The organism is Streptomyces sp. PR69, from assembly GCF_026420845.1.
Taxonomy (GTDB): Bacteria; Actinomycetota; Actinomycetes; order Streptomycetales; family Streptomycetaceae; genus Streptomyces.
Genome location: NZ_JAOWCB010000003.1, coordinates 114,714 through 128,848, shown reverse-complemented (window position 1 = coordinate 128,848; position 14,135 = coordinate 114,714). Strand labels below are relative to the sequence as shown.

The window sequence follows — 14,135 nt, the reverse complement described above, 5'->3', positions numbered from 1 at the left end:
GCATCGAGCACCGGCCATGCGAGCAGTTGGTCATGAAAGAGGATCAGCTGTCTCCGGGGCGTCGCTCGCTGCTCCGTGCCGCCGCCGCCCTGGGCGCGACCGCCACGGTCTCACTGGTCGCCGTCGAGGGCTTCGGCCGCTCCGCGCCCCCGGGCACGCCACCGGCCGCGGGTGCGCCCGCCCCGCCCGCCGCCGCCCCCTCGGCGTCGGCGAGCGGGGCCGCCGGACCCGAGGCTGTGCCGCTCGCCGGGTCACCGGTCAACGCCTCCGCCTACCGGCTGCGGCCCATCACCTCCTACGCCCCGCCGGCCGTCCGCCGCGCGCTGCCCCCGGTGCGGTCCCGTCCCTTCCTCAAGCTGTCCGGCGCGGGCCGGGCCATGGTGCTCACCTTCGACGACGGGCCCGACCCCCGCTACACCCCCGGCATCCTCAAGACACTGCGCGAGTACGGCGTGCCCGCGATGTTCTTCGTCTGCGGCGAGATGGCGGACGCCCACCGCGATCTGCTGCGCGAGATGGCGGACGACGGCCATGTCATCGGCAACCACACCTGGTCCCATCCGCTGATCCCCTCCCTGCCCCCGTCCCGCATCCGCGACGAACTGGGCCGCACCAGCGAAGTAGTCGACCGGGAACTGGGCAGGGCCCCGCTGTGGTACCGGGCCCCCTTCGGCGCCTGGAACAAGCACTCCTTCGAGATCGGCGCGGAACTCGACATGGAGCCGCTCGCCTGGACCGTCGACACCCTCGACTGGACCGAGCCCAGCACCGCGACAATCGTGCGCCGGGTGAGGGACGGGGCGGGGCCGGGCGTCGTGGTCCTCTCCCACGACGCGGGCGGGGACCGGACACAGAGCGTGGCCGCGTTGCGCACGTATCTGCCGTGGCTGCTGGAGCAGGGCTACCGCATCACGGTCCCCCGCCGCTGACCCTTCCTCCGGGGGCTTTGCCCCCGGACCCCGGTCCTCAAGCTCCCCCGGACTTCGTCCGGGAGGCGCTCCCAGACGGGCTGGAAGATCCAGCCCGTCCGGCGCCGGGGCCCTCAGTTCCGGGAAGGGGCACGCTCACGCACGCTCACCGGACCTTGACCATCCGCGCGAACACCACCACATTCCCGTCGTACCCGCCCGCCTTCGAGTACCCGCCCCCACACGTGATCACCCGCAGCTCCGCATGCCCCGTGTCCGCATACACCCGCGGCCCGGGAAAGTCGTTCGTGGCGAACACCTCGACGCCGTACACCTCGAAGACCACGACCTTGCCGTCAAAGCGCACCACCTCCACCAGCCGGCCCTTCTTCACGGAGCCGAGGCCGTAGAAGACCGCGGGGCCCGATCTGTTGTCGACATGGCCGACGACGACGGCGGTGCCGCGCTGGCCGGGGGCGATGCCGTTCTGGTACCAGCCGGCGAGGTTCGGGTCCTCCGGGGGCGGGGCCGCGACCCAGCCGTCGTCGTCCAGGCCCACGTCGACGACCGGCGCGTCCACCTTGATGGAGGGGATGCGCACCCGGGCGACAGGGGCGTACTCCAGCGGTTCCAGGGGCACGGGGATGAACGTCTCGCCGGCTTCCGGGGCGCTGCTGAGCGCGGCCGCCGCGGCGGGCTGAGGCGGGCCGAGGGACACATCGACGCCGTTCTTCATCAGCGCGATCCCGGTGAGCATGACGAGAGCCAGCACGCCCCAGGGCGAGCGTCTCCTCGTCTCCGGATCGCGGTAGTCCTCGCCCATCGAGCCGTTCTCCTTCCGCAGGTCACTTGGCAAGCTAAGCGCCCGCGCCGCCCGCGGCGACCGGGACGGGGCGAACGGGTGGCGACACGGTGTGCCGGGCCTTCCCCCGACCGCGGGCGGCGCGCGGAGCGGTGAGGGCCGACCGTGGTGCCCCATCCGGGTAATCAGCCGATCGGCCCGGTCACCACCGGTGACCTGCGGCTCCGTCAGCTCGGTCGGCGTGTCGCCGGCCCGTCGCCGGCGTGTCGCCTCACCGGGGTGGACCAGCGCCGAAATGCGCGGGAGCAGGCGGCCCATGAGTGTTCGTCATGGAAGGCGTACTCGTCGAATTCCCCCCGGAGCGCCGCTTCGGTGCGTCTTCCTCTGGAGGTTCAACGATGCGTTCTCGCGCTTTCGCGGTCGCCGCGGCCGCCTGCGCGGCCGTCGGGCTCGCTGCCCCCCTGGCCGTCGCCACCAACGGCCCGACCAATATCAGGCTCAACCCCTCCTCGGTCCATCAGGGCTCCACGATGACGATCAAAGTCGACGGCTGCGGACACGGCGGTACGGTCACGTCGAACGCGTTTCCCAAGACCCATCTGTCGGTCAACGCCGACGGCCACTCGACCGCGGTGGCGCGCATTCACAACCATGCAACACCGGGCCGCTACAACCTGGCCGTCAAGTGCAGCGACAATTCGATGGTCGCCACCGAGAGGTTCACCGTGCTCGCCGGCCGCGGCACCTCGGGCGGTCTGGGCGGCTCGTTCGGCCCGAGCTCCACGGAGATGGCCGTCGGCGGCGGGCTGGTGGCCACGGCCGCCCTGGGGGGCGCCGTGTTCATCGCGCGCCGTCGCCGCATGGACAGCGTAAGGGCCTGACCGGCCGAACCTCCCGGTGGGCTGACTGCGCCCGTCGTCCCGAGTCCAGGCCTGGACTCGGGACGACGGGCGTCACGGGCGAAGCGTGACGGGTGTCAGTGCCGCCGGTCGGCCGAGCGCCGGCGGAGGACATAGACGGCCGCGGCCGTCGCGGCGGCGACGAGCGCGGCGCCCGCGGCCACTTCACCGGCGTTCACGCCGCCGGCGCTGCCGCCGAGGCCGCCGCGGACGCCGAGCGTCGGCGCAAGCGAGGTGGCGCTGGCCGTCGGGCGGACGCCCGCGATGGTCAGATCCACCGACGCGGTTTCGGAACCACAGGCGAAACTCACGGAATAGACCGCTCCGGGCCGGGCATCGCGGTCCACGGTGGCCGTCGCGGAGCCGCCGGACGGAATGGTGACGGTGTCGAAGACACCCGAGGCCGCCGTGGCCGTGATGGGACAGCCCCCGGCGGTCAGCGTCACCCGGCCGCCCGCGGCCACGGTGGTCGGGGTGACGGTGAAGTCATACGGCGTGGTGTTCCCTTCGGGGGCCGCCGCCGCGGGCAGGGCGGTCAGCCCGAGCGCTGCGGCGCCCAGCAGGGCCGCAGACGCGATGCGTATCGCGTGCATGGTCATTCCTCCGGTTTCCCCGAGGAGGGCTGCGGACGCGGAGGCCCGCAGAGGCGGACCGAATGTCCGCAGGGGCGGACACCGCACCTCGTTCCGAAACGCTAGGAGCGCTCCTCACCGCTCGCGATCGCTGTGATGCGAATGGGTCATGACACCCCCTGTGACCTGCTGTTTCTTTCCGCGGCCCAGTCCGGCGAAAACCGGGGGCGGCGCCGCCCCCGCCCCGTCTAGGCTGGATCGTTCCGCGCGCTGATCCCCGCGGACCGCCTGCCCGGGCCCGCGGATCGTCCGCAGACCACAGCTGACCACTGCCGACCGCGAAGGAGCACCCCGGATGACCGCGCCGTATCCGCTCATCGCCCCCTACGACCGGGGCATGCTCGACGTCGGCGACGGCCAGTCGATCCACTGGGAGGTCAGCGGCAACCCTGAGGGCAAGCCGGCGGTGTACGTCCACGGCGGCCCCGGCTCCGGCAGCTCCGCCGGGGTGCGCCGGCACTTCGACCCCGACCGCTACCGGCTTGTGCTGTTCGACCAGCGGGGCTGCGGCCGCTCCACCCCGCACGCCGCCGACCCCGCCACCGACATGCGGCACAACACCACCGGCCGCCTCCTCGCCGACATGGAACGGCTGCGGGAGCATCTGGGCGTCGAACGCTGGCTGCTGTACGGCGGATCGTGGGGGTCCACTCTCCTCCTCGCCTATGCCGAGGCCCATCCGCACCGGGTGACGGAGATCGTCGTCAACTCCGTGACCACCACCCGCCGCTCCGAGATCGACTGGCTGTACCGGGGCGTCGGCCGCTTCTTCCCCGCGGAATGGGAACGCTTCCGCGACGGGGCGGCTGCCGCCAACCGGGGGGACGGCCTCCTCACCGCGTACGCCCGGCTGCTGGCCGACCCCGATGCACGCGTGCGCGACAGGGCCGCGGCCGACTGGTGCGCCTGGGAGGACGCCGTCGTCGGACTGGAGCCGAACGGAGCGCCCGCCCCCTATTCGGGCAGGCCCTCGGCCGCCCGCCTCGCCATGGTGCGCATCGCCGCCCACTACTTCGCCCACGGCGCGTGGCTGGAGGAGGGCGCGCTGCTGCGTGACGCCGGACGCCTGAAGGGAAATCCGGGGGTCCTCTTCCACGGCCGTTTCGATCTCGCCAGCCCTCTCGACACCGCATGGGAGCTCAGTCGCGTCTGGCCCGACGCGGAGTTAATCGTCGTCGACGACGCGGGGCATCTGGGCAGCGACGGTCTGCGGGCACGGCTGCGCGTCGCGTTGGACCGTTTCGCCAGTGACTCATGAGCGCTCTTCAGAAGCTCCGGTACTCAAGAGACGGCTGAGGCAGTCGATTTCCAGCCATTCCCGCGCGCGGTGAATTCCATCCCCGGCTCCCGCGGCATCTCACCTTCGCGAATGCCACGGTCGAAGATTTTTCCCGTTGTGTTGAACAGACTCCGCCCCCGGCCTCGTATGTAGGGCAAGAACGGCGCACAGGGCGTCGCGACAGGCTCGATGAAGCGTAAAGACTTCGGAGTGGAGTGCACATGAACACCTGGCGGAACGCCTCGCTCGCGGTGACTGCGGCGGCCGTACTCGCGCTGACGACGGCGTGCGGTCAGGACAACGGATCCGGGACACCCAATGGTCAGGCGGTCGGCGCGGCCAACCCGGCGGGACAGCCGGCGGACGCGGGCTATGGCGCGGGCGGCGGTTACGGCGCCGGCGCCGACGCAGGCGAGGCCGCGGTCAAGCCCGCGGGACAGCTGGCCGTGCGGAAGTCCGGGGACCTCGGCGAGGTCCTCACCGACAGCGCGGGCTTCACCCTGTACCGCTTCGACAAGGACACAGCCAACCCGCCCAAGTCCAATTGCGAAGGCGACTGTGCGAAGGCGTGGCCGGTGGTCTCGGCGGAGGGCGCCGCCGCACCTCCGGGGGTCGACGCCTCGCTGATGGGCGAGGTCACCCGCGCCGACGGGACCAAGCAGCTCACCATCGACGGCTGGCCGATGTACCGCTACGCCAAGGACACCAAGGCCGGGGACGTCAACGGCCAGGGCGTCGGCGGCACCTGGTTCGCCTCCGCGCCCGACGGCAAGAAGGCCGAAGCCGGCGCAGGGGGCGCGGGCGAGGACGGCGGCGACGGCGGCGATGCGGTCGCCGGAGGCGGCGGAGGAGACGAGAAGGCCCCCGCCGACCTGGCGGGACTCTCCGTCCGCAAGGACCCCAAGCTGGGCGAGATCGTCGTCGACAAGAACGGAATGACCGTCTACGGCTTCACCAAGGACTCACCCTGGCCGATGAAGACCGCCTGCACCGACGACTGCCTGAAGAAGTGGCCCGTCGTGGCCCCCGTCGACGGGGACGACATGGAGGGCATCACGGTCTCTAAGCGGGGCAATGTGACATTCAACCGTCCCGACGGGATCAAGCAGCAGACCATCGACTGCCGGCCCCTCTACACCTTCGCCGGCGACACCAAGGCAGGTGACACCAACGGTCAGGGCGTCGGCGGCAGCTGGTACGCCGTCGCGCCCGACGGAAAGCTGGTCGGAGCGCCTGAATAAGTCCCCACGCCGCGCCTCCGGCCCGCACCGGCCCGCCCATGCCCCCCGCATGGGCGGGCCGGTCGCATGCCCCCGGTTCGCCCCCGCCGCGACCGTGCCGTGTGACCAAGAACGGACCGCTAATTTCCGGTTCGACTCGCTCTCCTGGCGGGCGATCAGTAGCCTCGGCTCGAACACTGGCCATGGACATGGCCGCTCCCCCCGCGGCGACTTGTTGGAGACATCGATGGAGCGTCCCGCCTGGGCCCCGCAGGGCATCGACATATCGGTGCCGAGCGTCGCCCGCATTTACGACTACTACCTGGGCGGCTCGCACAATTTCGAAGTGGACCGGGAAGCCGCCCGCAAAGCCATGGAGTTCATGCCGGGCCTGCCCAAGATCATGCAGGCGCATCGGGCGTTCATGCGCCGCGCCGTGCACTACGCGGTGAGCCGGGGCGTCACCCGGTTCCTCGATATCGGCTCGGGCATTCCGGCCTTCGGAAACGTCCATGAAGTCGCCCGCGAGGCCGACCCCGCGGCCCGTGTCGTCTATGTCGACCACGACCCCGTCGCCGTCGCGCACAGCAGGGCCGTCCTGGAGGGCGACGGCCTCAGCGCCGTCGTCGCCGCCGATCTGCGCAAGCCGTGCGACATCCTGCACAGCCACGAGGTCACTTCGCTGCTCGACCCCGGCCGGCCCGTCGCCCTGCTCCTCGTCTGCGTACTCCACTTCCTCCAGGACGCCGACGACCCCTACGGCGCCGTCGCCGAGCTGCGCGACGCGCTCCCGCCCGGCAGCCTGTTCATCGCCAGCCACGCCTCCTACGAGGGGATGCCCGTCCCCGAACAGCAGGCGGACGGCGCGATCGACGTCTACCGCAACATCCGCAACCCCATCGTGATGCGGACCCGCGCCCAGGTCGAGGGGTTCTTCGAGGGCTACGAGATGGTCGACCCCGGACTCGTCTCACCGCCGCTGTGGCGGCCGTCGGGACCGACCGACCAGGAAGACCCATACGCCTTCTCGGGCTTCGCCGGGGTGGGGCGCAAGGCGTGAGGGCGTCGTCGCAGGCGACGGGTCCCGCGGCGGACCCCGACGGTCTGGAGGACAGACTCCGCCGGTTCGCGACCATCTGGAGCCGCGCCATCTTCCCGGTGACGGCCACGTCGATGACGCGGCCCGAGTTCGAACGGCATCTGCTGCCGCTGGCCCGCGAACTGAGCACGGCCCTGCACGAGGGCTCCTTCGACCCGCGTCCCGCACAGCGCACCGGCGCGGCGCTCGTGGACGCCCACTGCACCGACCCCGACGCCCTCAGCCGCACCCTCGGCGTCATCGACTCGTATCTGGTGCTGTACTGCGGCAGCGCACAGGAGTACAGCGCCGAGGAGCTCCGGGCCCGCTGCGCCCGGCTCCAGCACGCCGTGGCCGCGGGCTACGCCCATGCCCTGCGGGAACGCACCCTCGCCGAGCAGGAGGCCATCGCCCGCTCCTCGATGCAGGCGCGCAGCGACGCCGCCGAGGCCCTGCACGCCACCGAGGCGCGCTTCCGGGCGATCTTCGAAGGCGCGGCCATCGGCATCGGCATCGCCGACCTCGACGGCAATGTGCTGGAGGTCAACGAAGCCCTCACCCGGATGTTCGGCGGCCTCGAACACCATGTCCGCGGCCGCAAGGTCACCGACTGGTCCCATCCCGAGGACCGGCCGCACGTCTGGGAGCTGTACCGGGAGCTCGTCCGCGGCGACCGCGACCACTTCCGCGTCGAGAAGCCGTTCTACCGCAACGACGGCACCGTCCTGTGGACCAATCTGACGGTCTCCCTGCTGCGCGACGCCGACGGACTGCCCCAGTACCAGCTGGCCCTGATGGAGGACACCACCGAGCGCCGGCTGCTCAATCTGCGGCTGCGCTATGAAGCCACCCATGACGCGCTCACCGGACTGCCCAACCGCACCCTGTTCTTCGAACGCCTGGAGAAGGCCGTCACGGCGGGCGACGGCGCACGCTTCGGACTGTGCTACCTCGACCTCGACGGCTTCAAGGCCATCAACGACAGCCTCGGGCACGCCGCAGGCGACCGGCTGCTGGTGGAGGTCGCCGACCGGCTGCAGAGCTGCGCCACCGCCCCCGGAGAAATGGTCGCCCGGCTCGGCGGCGACGAGTTCGTGGCGCTGACCACCGGGCCCGGAGCCCAGCGCGAGGTCCATGAGCTCGCCGCCCGCATCCTCGCCGTGCTCGCCGCCCCGATCCGCATCGACGGCCGCGAGTTCACGGTGCGCGGCAGCATCGGCATCGTCGAGGGCCCGGCGGGCGGCGAACGCACCGCCGCCGAGGTGCTGCGCAGCGCCGACATCACCATGTACCGCGCCAAGTCGGCGGGCGGCAATCGCTTCGAGCTCGCCGACCCGGAGGCCGACGCCCGCGCCATCACCCGGCACGGCCTGACCACCTCGCTGCCCGCCGCACTGGAGCGCGGTGAGTTCTTCATCGAGTACCAGCCGCTGGTGCACCTGGGCGACGGGACCGTGCACGGGGCCGAGGCGCTGGTGCGCTGGTGCCATCCGCAGCATGGCGTCCTCGGCCCGGACCGCTTCATTCCGCTCGCCGAGCACACCGGGCTGATCGTGCCGCTGGGCCGCTGGGTGCTCCAGGAGGCGGTACGCCAGGCCCGCTTCTGGCAGCAGCGCCATGCCGACGGCGGCCCACTGCGGATCAACGTCAACCTCTCGCCCGCCCAGCTCCACCACCCCGGCCTGGTCGCCGACACGGTGGACGTCCTGGAGCGCTCCGGCCTCGAACCCGGCGCGCTGTGCCTGGAGGTCACCGAATCCGCCCTCATCGGCGCGGACGAGGATCTCCTCAAACCGCTGCGCCAGCTCTCCGAGATGGGCGTCGACATCGCCCTGGACGACTTCGGCACCGGCTACTCCAACCTGGCCAACCTCCGCCGCCTCCCGGTGAACGTCCTCAAGCTGGACCGCTCCTTCACCCAGGGCATGCAGCGCAGCCCCGCCGACCCCGTCGACCTCAAAATCGTCGAGGGCATCGTCTCCCTGGCCCACAGCCTGGAACTGGCCGTCACCGTCGAGGGCGTGGAAACCGGCGCCCAGGCGGTCCAGCTCCGCGAACTGGGCTGCGACACGGCCCAGGGCTGGTACTACGCCCGCCCGGGCCCGCCGGAGAAACTCCACGCCCTGTCCCTGGCCGACGCGGTCTGAGCCCCCCGGGGGCTTAAGCCCCCGGACGCCCCCTGACGCCGTTGCACCGACAGGCCTTCGCGGTCCCCACCGGGCGGCCTTTTGCAGCTCACCGCAACGGCATTGCGCCCCTCGCTGGGGCCCGCGCGCCTTCCGTCGCCGAGCGCGACTCCCTCCCGGTTCCGGTCGCCCGCACGCACGGGCGCGGCAGCTTCGCGCCGCCGGCTCCTGGGCCGGATGTGCTGTGGAGGTGGGTCTCTGCCGGCCCCGGCCCGGATTCGCCGCGGGGCCGCCAAGGCTGACCGTCTCCACCACTCGGCGCGACACCACTGCAGGGGCAGGAAGCCCGGCCCCGCCGGCGCTTGAGGCGCGGGGGCCAGAAGCCCAGCCCCCGTCGGTGACTGAGGTTCAGGGACCTGAAACCCAGCCCCGTTGGCGTTTGAGGCGCGGGGGCCGGAAGCCCGGCCCCGCCGGCGTTTGAGGCGCACGAGGCTGCACAATGCAGCCTCGTGGGGGCACCTCTGGGGGTACCCCCGGACGGAGTCTGGGGGAGGTAGCTGGGGGAGACTGAGGCGCGGGGGTCCGTGGGCCTAAGCCCCCGGGAAACGGGGCCTGGGGCGGAGCCCCAGCTTCGGGAGGCGGGTGCCCTACACCCGCGACTCCAGCAGCAGCCGCTGCACCTCCCGCGCCGCCCGCGGCGGCGCCACATCACTGCGGTGCGCCAGCGCGATCGTGCGCCGGAGCCCCGGCGCGGCCAGCGGCGTCACCCGCAGATCCCGCCCCGCGCCCCGCGCCGCCATCGCCGGGACGACCGCCGCACCCAGCCCCGCCCGTACGAACCCCAGCACCGCGTCCATCTCCCCGCCCTCCACGGTGAACCGCGGCTCGAAGCCCTCCGCACGGCAGGCGGCCACGGTCAGCTCGCGCAGGTCGTAGCCGTGCCGGAACATCACCAGCGGCTCGTCCGCGAGATCCGCGATCCGCACCGGATCCCGCGGCGTCGGGGCCGTCGGCGCGGTGACCACCACCAGGTCCTCGCGGAGGAGTTCGACCGTCGTCAGCGCGGGTGACGCGGGCGGCAGCGGCAGCACCACCAGCGCCAGATCGAGGGCGCCGCGCGCCAGCTCCCGCACCAGATCGTGTGAGCCGCTCTCCTCGATCAGCAGCTCGATGCCGGGATGCCGGTCGTGGAAGGCGCGCAGCACCCCGGGCAGCAGCCCGGTGCACAGGCTCGGCGTCGCCCCCAGCCGCACCCTGCCCCGCCGCAGCTGCGCCAGCTCCTGCACCTCGCGGCGCGCCGTGTCCGCGTCGGCGAGGATACGGCGCGCCAGCGGCAGCAGCGCCTCCCCGGCGTCCGTGAGCGCGATATTGCCCCGCGCCCGGCTGAACAGCTCCGCCCCCAGTTCCTTCTCCAGCGCCCGGATCTGCTGGGAGAGCGACGGCTGGGCGATGTGCACCCGCTCCGCGGCGCGTGTGAAGTGCCGTGTCTCGGCGACCGCCACGAAATACACCAGCTGCTGAAACTGCATGCACAGCACCATAGCCACTGCCTATGGAAACCAGCCGCATCATGTCTTGGACCTCTGGAGGCGTGCCGCCCTACGGTCGCAGTCATGGTTCTGGCAACGCGCACCCGCACGGGCCGCACACCCCGCACCGACGGACGGCCGCCTGCCCGTCGGCCCCCCGCCCGGCCGCCCTCTGTCGCCCGTCTGTTCTGGCGCTCCACCCTCGGCAAGAAGACCGTCATGGCGGCCAGCGGGCTGATCATGCTCGCCTATCTCATGGCGCATGTGATGGGCAACCTCAAGGTCTTCTTCGGCCCCGAGGAGTTCAACGCCTACGGCCACTGGCTGCGCGAGATGGGCGCGCCCGTCCTGCACCGCGAATGGGGCCTGTGGCTCGTCCGCATCCTGCTGCTGTCCGCCGTCGTGGCCCACGCGGTCTCCGCGTACCAGCTCAGCCGCCGCGACATCAGAGCCCGCCCCATCGCGTACGTCCACAAGCGGCCCCGGGCGAGCTACGCCACCCGCACCATGCGCTGGGGCGGGGTCATCCTCGGCCTGTTCATCGTCTGGCATCTGCTCGATCTGACCACGCTCACCGTCAACGAGAACGCCCAGCCCGGCCATCCGTACGAGAACGTCGTCGCGACCTTCTCCACCTGGTACGGCAACGTGATCTACATCACCGCGATGCTCGCCCTCGGGCTGCACATCCGGCATGGGCTCTTCAGCGCCGCCCAGACCCTCGGCGTCGGCAGCGCCGCCCGCGACCGCGCCCTCAAGACCGTCGCCAACCTCCTCGCGCTGGCCCTTACGGCCGGCTTCATCGCCGTACCCGTCGCCGTGCTGACCGGAGTCGTGAGCTGAAATGACCCAGCCGTACACCGAGTACACCGAGTACGCCACTGGTGCGCCGATCGCCGACACCGCCGCCCCGTCCGGCCCCATCGCCGAACGCTGGGACCGCCGCCGCTTCACGGCGAGACTGGTCAACCCCGCCAACCGGCGCAGGCACACCGTCATCGTCGTCGGCACCGGACTGGCCGGCGGCGCGGCCGGCGCCACCCTCGCCGAACAGGGCTACCACGTCGAGCAGTTCTGCTACCAGGACTCGCCCCGCCGCGCCCACTCCATCGCCGCCCAGGGCGGCATCAACGCCGCCAAGAACTACCGCAACGACGGCGACTCCGTCCACCGCCTCTTCTACGACACCGTCAAGGGCGGCGACTTCCGCGCCCGCGAGTCCAACGTCCACCGGCTCGCCCAGATATCCGTAGAGATCATCGACCAGTGCGTCGCCCAGGGCGTGCCCTTCGCCCGCGAGTACGGCGGACTCCTCGACACCCGCTCCTTCGGCGGCGTCCAGGTCTCCCGCACCTTCTATGCCCGCGGCCAGACAGGACAGCAGCTGCTGCTCGGCGCCTATCAGGCGCTGTCCCGGCAGATCGCCGCGGGCAATGTCACGATGCACCCGCGCACGGAGATGCTCGACCTGATCGTCGTCGAGGGACGGGCCCGGGGGATCGTGGCCCGCGACCTGATCACCGGGGCGGTTGCCGCGTACCACGCCGACGCGGTCGTCCTGGCCACCGGCGGCTACGGCAACGTCTTCTATCTGTCGACGAACGCCATGAACTCCAACGCGACCGCCGTCTGGCGCGCCCACCGGCGCGGTGCGTACTTCGCCAACCCCTGCTTCACCCAGATCCACCCCACCTGCATCCCTCGCACCGGCGACCACCAGTCCAAACTGACGCTGATGAGCGAGTCGCTCCGCAACGACGGCCGCATCTGGGTGCCGAAGGCGGCGGGCGACTCCCGCCCGCCGAACGAGATCCCCGAAGAGCAGCGCGACTACTACCTGGAGCGCGTCTACCCCTCCTTCGGCAACCTCGTCCCCCGTGACATCGCCTCCCGCGCCGCGAAGAACGTCTGCGACGAAGGCCGCGGCGTCGGCCCCGGCGGCCAGGGGGTCTACCTCGACTTCGCGGACGCCATCCGCCGCATGGGCCGGGCGAAGGTGTCGGAGAAGTACGGCAATCTCTTCGAGATGTACGAGCGGATCACCGCGGAAAACCCCTACGAGGTCCCCATGCGGATCTACCCGGCCGTGCACTACACGATGGGCGGACTGTGGGTCGACTACGACCTCCAGACCACCGTCCCCGGCCTCTTCGCGATCGGCGAGGCCAACTTCTCCGACCACGGCGCCAACCGCCTCGGCGCCTCCGCGCTGATGCAGGGCCTCGCCGACGGCTACTTCGTCCTCCCGCCGGCGGTCAACGACTACCTCGCCCGCACCCCGCACCACGGCGGGATCGACGACAGCCACCCCGCCGTGGCCGAGGCGCTCGCCGAGACCGAGGACCGGCTCCACAGGCTCCTCTCCGTCGGCGGCGACCGCACCCCCGACTCCTTCCACCGCGAGATCGGCGAGCTGATGTGGGACTGCTGCGGCATGTCCCGCACCGAAGAGGGCCTGGGCAAGGCGCTGGACCGCATCCCGCGGATACGTGAGGAGTTCTGGCGGCGTGTCAGAGTGCCCGGCGCCGGCGAAGAGCTCAACCAGACCCTGGAGAAGGCCAACCGCATCGTCGACTATCTGGAGCTCGCCGAGCTGATGTGCCTCGACGCGCTCCACCGCGGCGAATCCTGCGGCGGCCACTTCCGCGAGGAGTCGCAGACCCCGGACGGCGAGGCGGCGCGCCGCGACGAGGAGTTCTCATACGCGGCCGCCTGGGAGTTCACGGCGACCGGCGCGGCGCCCGTCCTGCACAAGGAAGACCTGGTCTTCGAGTATGTCCACCCCACCCAGCGGAGCTACGCATGAAGCTCACCGTCCGCGTCTGGCGTCAGCGTGACGCCGAGGCGCCCGGCGCGATGGCCGCCTATCAGCTCGACGGCATCTCGGAGGACATGTCCTTCCTTGAGATGCTCGACACGCTCAACGAGCAACTCATCCTGCGCGGTGAGGACCCCGTCGCCTTCGACCACGACTGCCGCGAGGGCATCTGCGGCGCATGCAGCCTCGTCATCAACGGCGACGCCCACGGCCCGGAGCGCACCACAGCCTGCCAGCTCCATATGCGTTCCTTCGCCGACGGCGACACCGTGGACGTCGAGCCGTGGCGCGCCGCGGCCTTCCCCGTCGTCAAGGACCTCGTCGTCGACCGCTCCGCCTTCGACCGGATCATCCAGGCCGGCGGCTATATCACCGCCCCCACGGGCAGCGCCCCCGAGGCACACGCCACCGCCGTCCCCAAGGAGGCGGCCGACCACGCCTTCGAGCACGCCGAGTGCATCGGCTGCGGAGCGTGCGTCGCGGCCTGCCCCAACGGCTCCGCCATGCTCTTCACCTCCGCCAAGGTCAACCACCTGGCCGCCCTCCCGCAGGGCGCGCCCGAACGGGAACGCCGGGTCCTCGACATGGTCGCCACGATGGACGCGGAGGGCTTCGGCGGCTGCACGCTGACGGGGGAGTGCGCGACGGCGTGCCCGAAGGGCATTCCACTGCCGTCGATCACGGCGATGAACGGGGAATGGCTGCGGGCGATGCGCACCTCTCGCCGCTGACGGCGAGCGTTTGCCCCCCACCCACCCGCCCTCCCCGGCGGGGCCAAGCCCCCACCCCCCCTGCACCGCCCGCGCCGACGCCCCGCGCGGCCGGGTCGCCTGCCGCGGCGCGG

At 71.7% G+C, this 14,135-nt stretch carries 12 protein-coding genes; 9 read left to right on the top strand and 3 right to left on the bottom strand.

Features of this window, described 5'->3' with window-relative positions; genetic code table 11:
- Positions 1–32 precede the first annotated feature (32 nt).
- The gene (locus tag OF819_RS03960; protein WP_267241905.1) at positions 33–929 is read left to right on the top strand and encodes a polysaccharide deacetylase family protein; all 897 of its coding nucleotides are present in this window, start codon (positions 33–35) and stop codon (positions 927–929) included.
- Positions 930–1,074: 145 nt separating this feature from the next.
- Here the strand turns inward: OF819_RS03960 and OF819_RS03955 are convergent, their stop codons facing one another.
- Positions 1,075–1,731, bottom strand: coding sequence for a class F sortase (locus OF819_RS03955; RefSeq protein ID WP_267241904.1), 657 nt, complete (start codon positions 1,729–1,731; stop codon positions 1,075–1,077).
- A gap of 377 nt (positions 1,732–2,108) precedes the next feature.
- Here OF819_RS03955 and OF819_RS03950 point away from each other — a divergent pair, with 377 nt between their 5' ends.
- Entirely contained in the window at positions 2,109–2,591 is a 483-nt protein-coding gene (locus OF819_RS03950) for a hypothetical protein (RefSeq protein ID WP_267241903.1), read from the top strand.
- A gap of 95 nt (positions 2,592–2,686) precedes the next feature.
- On the opposite strand, the gene OF819_RS03945 is transcribed toward OF819_RS03950, so the two are convergent.
- Positions 2,687–3,202, bottom strand: coding sequence for a hypothetical protein (locus tag OF819_RS03945; protein WP_267241902.1), 516 nt, complete (start codon positions 3,200–3,202; stop codon positions 2,687–2,689).
- 334 nt (positions 3,203–3,536) lie between these two features.
- On the opposite strand from OF819_RS03945, the gene pip reads away from it, so the two are divergent.
- The 4 genes from pip (at position 3,537) to OF819_RS03925 (ending at position 8,965) form a co-directional block, all read left to right on the top strand.
- Entirely contained in the window at positions 3,537–4,499 is a 963-nt protein-coding gene (gene pip / locus OF819_RS03940; protein WP_267241901.1) for a prolyl aminopeptidase, read from the top strand.
- A 242-nt stretch (positions 4,500–4,741) separates the two neighbouring features.
- The gene (locus tag OF819_RS03935) at positions 4,742–5,761 is read left to right on the top strand and encodes an SCO0930 family lipoprotein (protein WP_267241900.1); all 1,020 of its coding nucleotides are present in this window, start codon (positions 4,742–4,744) and stop codon (positions 5,759–5,761) included.
- Positions 5,762–5,987: 226 nt separating this feature from the next.
- Positions 5,988–6,800 (top strand): SAM-dependent methyltransferase, encoded by an 813-nt coding sequence (locus tag OF819_RS03930; protein ID WP_267241899.1) that lies wholly within the window; start codon positions 5,988–5,990, stop codon positions 6,798–6,800.
- The gene (locus tag OF819_RS03925; protein WP_267241898.1) at positions 6,797–8,965 is read left to right on the top strand and encodes a putative bifunctional diguanylate cyclase/phosphodiesterase; all 2,169 of its coding nucleotides are present in this window, start codon (positions 6,797–6,799) and stop codon (positions 8,963–8,965) included. Before OF819_RS03930 ends, OF819_RS03925 begins: the two co-directional genes overlap by 4 nt.
- 626 nt (positions 8,966–9,591) lie before the next feature.
- Here the strand turns inward: OF819_RS03925 and OF819_RS03920 are convergent.
- Positions 9,592–10,473 carry a LysR family transcriptional regulator gene (locus tag OF819_RS03920; protein ID WP_267241897.1) on the bottom strand — a complete coding sequence of 294 codons (882 nt, stop codon included), beginning with the start codon at positions 10,471–10,473 and terminating at the stop codon, positions 9,592–9,594.
- Positions 10,474–10,557: 84 nt separating this feature from the next.
- Between OF819_RS03920 and OF819_RS03915 the strand changes: the two genes are divergently transcribed.
- The 3 genes from OF819_RS03915 to OF819_RS03905 are packed head-to-tail and all read left to right on the top strand — an operon-like array spanning position 10,558 to position 14,022.
- Positions 10,558–11,316 carry a succinate dehydrogenase gene (locus OF819_RS03915; RefSeq protein WP_267241896.1) on the top strand — a complete coding sequence of 253 codons (759 nt, stop codon included), beginning with the start codon at positions 10,558–10,560 and terminating at the stop codon, positions 11,314–11,316.
- A 1-nt stretch (position 11,317) separates the two neighbouring features.
- Complete coding sequence (locus OF819_RS03910) at positions 11,318–13,279, top strand: fumarate reductase/succinate dehydrogenase flavoprotein subunit (RefSeq protein ID WP_267241895.1); 1,962 nt, start codon at positions 11,318–11,320, stop codon at positions 13,277–13,279.
- The gene (locus OF819_RS03905) at positions 13,276–14,022 is read left to right on the top strand and encodes a succinate dehydrogenase/fumarate reductase iron-sulfur subunit (RefSeq protein WP_267241894.1); all 747 of its coding nucleotides are present in this window, start codon (positions 13,276–13,278) and stop codon (positions 14,020–14,022) included. The genes OF819_RS03910 and OF819_RS03905 overlap by 4 nt, the downstream gene beginning before the upstream one ends.
- The last annotated feature ends 113 nt before the right edge of the window (positions 14,023–14,135 follow it).

What these genes read in the sequence shown, in the direction of transcription:
- OF819_RS03960 (WP_267241905.1), top strand. Translation starts at nt 33, where the DNA reads ATGAAAGAGGATCAGCTGTCTCCGGGGCGTCGCTCGCTGCTCCGTGCC.
- OF819_RS03955 (WP_267241904.1), bottom strand. Translation starts at nt 1,731, where the DNA reads ATGGGCGAGGACTACCGCGATCCGGAGACGAGGAGACGCTCGCCCTGG.
- OF819_RS03950 (WP_267241903.1), top strand. Translation starts at nt 2,109, where the DNA reads ATGCGTTCTCGCGCTTTCGCGGTCGCCGCGGCCGCCTGCGCGGCCGTC.
- OF819_RS03945 (WP_267241902.1), bottom strand. Translation starts at nt 3,202, where the DNA reads ATGCACGCGATACGCATCGCGTCTGCGGCCCTGCTGGGCGCCGCAGCG.
- pip (WP_267241901.1), top strand. Translation starts at nt 3,537, where the DNA reads ATGACCGCGCCGTATCCGCTCATCGCCCCCTACGACCGGGGCATGCTC.
- OF819_RS03935 (WP_267241900.1), top strand. Translation starts at nt 4,742, where the DNA reads ATGAACACCTGGCGGAACGCCTCGCTCGCGGTGACTGCGGCGGCCGTA.
- OF819_RS03930 (WP_267241899.1), top strand. Translation starts at nt 5,988, where the DNA reads ATGGAGCGTCCCGCCTGGGCCCCGCAGGGCATCGACATATCGGTGCCG.
- OF819_RS03920 (WP_267241897.1), bottom strand. Translation starts at nt 10,473, where the DNA reads ATGCAGTTTCAGCAGCTGGTGTATTTCGTGGCGGTCGCCGAGACACGG.
- OF819_RS03915 (WP_267241896.1), top strand. Translation starts at nt 10,558, where the DNA reads ATGGTTCTGGCAACGCGCACCCGCACGGGCCGCACACCCCGCACCGAC.
- OF819_RS03910 (WP_267241895.1), top strand. Translation starts at nt 11,318, where the DNA reads ATGACCCAGCCGTACACCGAGTACACCGAGTACGCCACTGGTGCGCCG.
- OF819_RS03905 (WP_267241894.1), top strand. Translation starts at nt 13,276, where the DNA reads ATGAAGCTCACCGTCCGCGTCTGGCGTCAGCGTGACGCCGAGGCGCCC.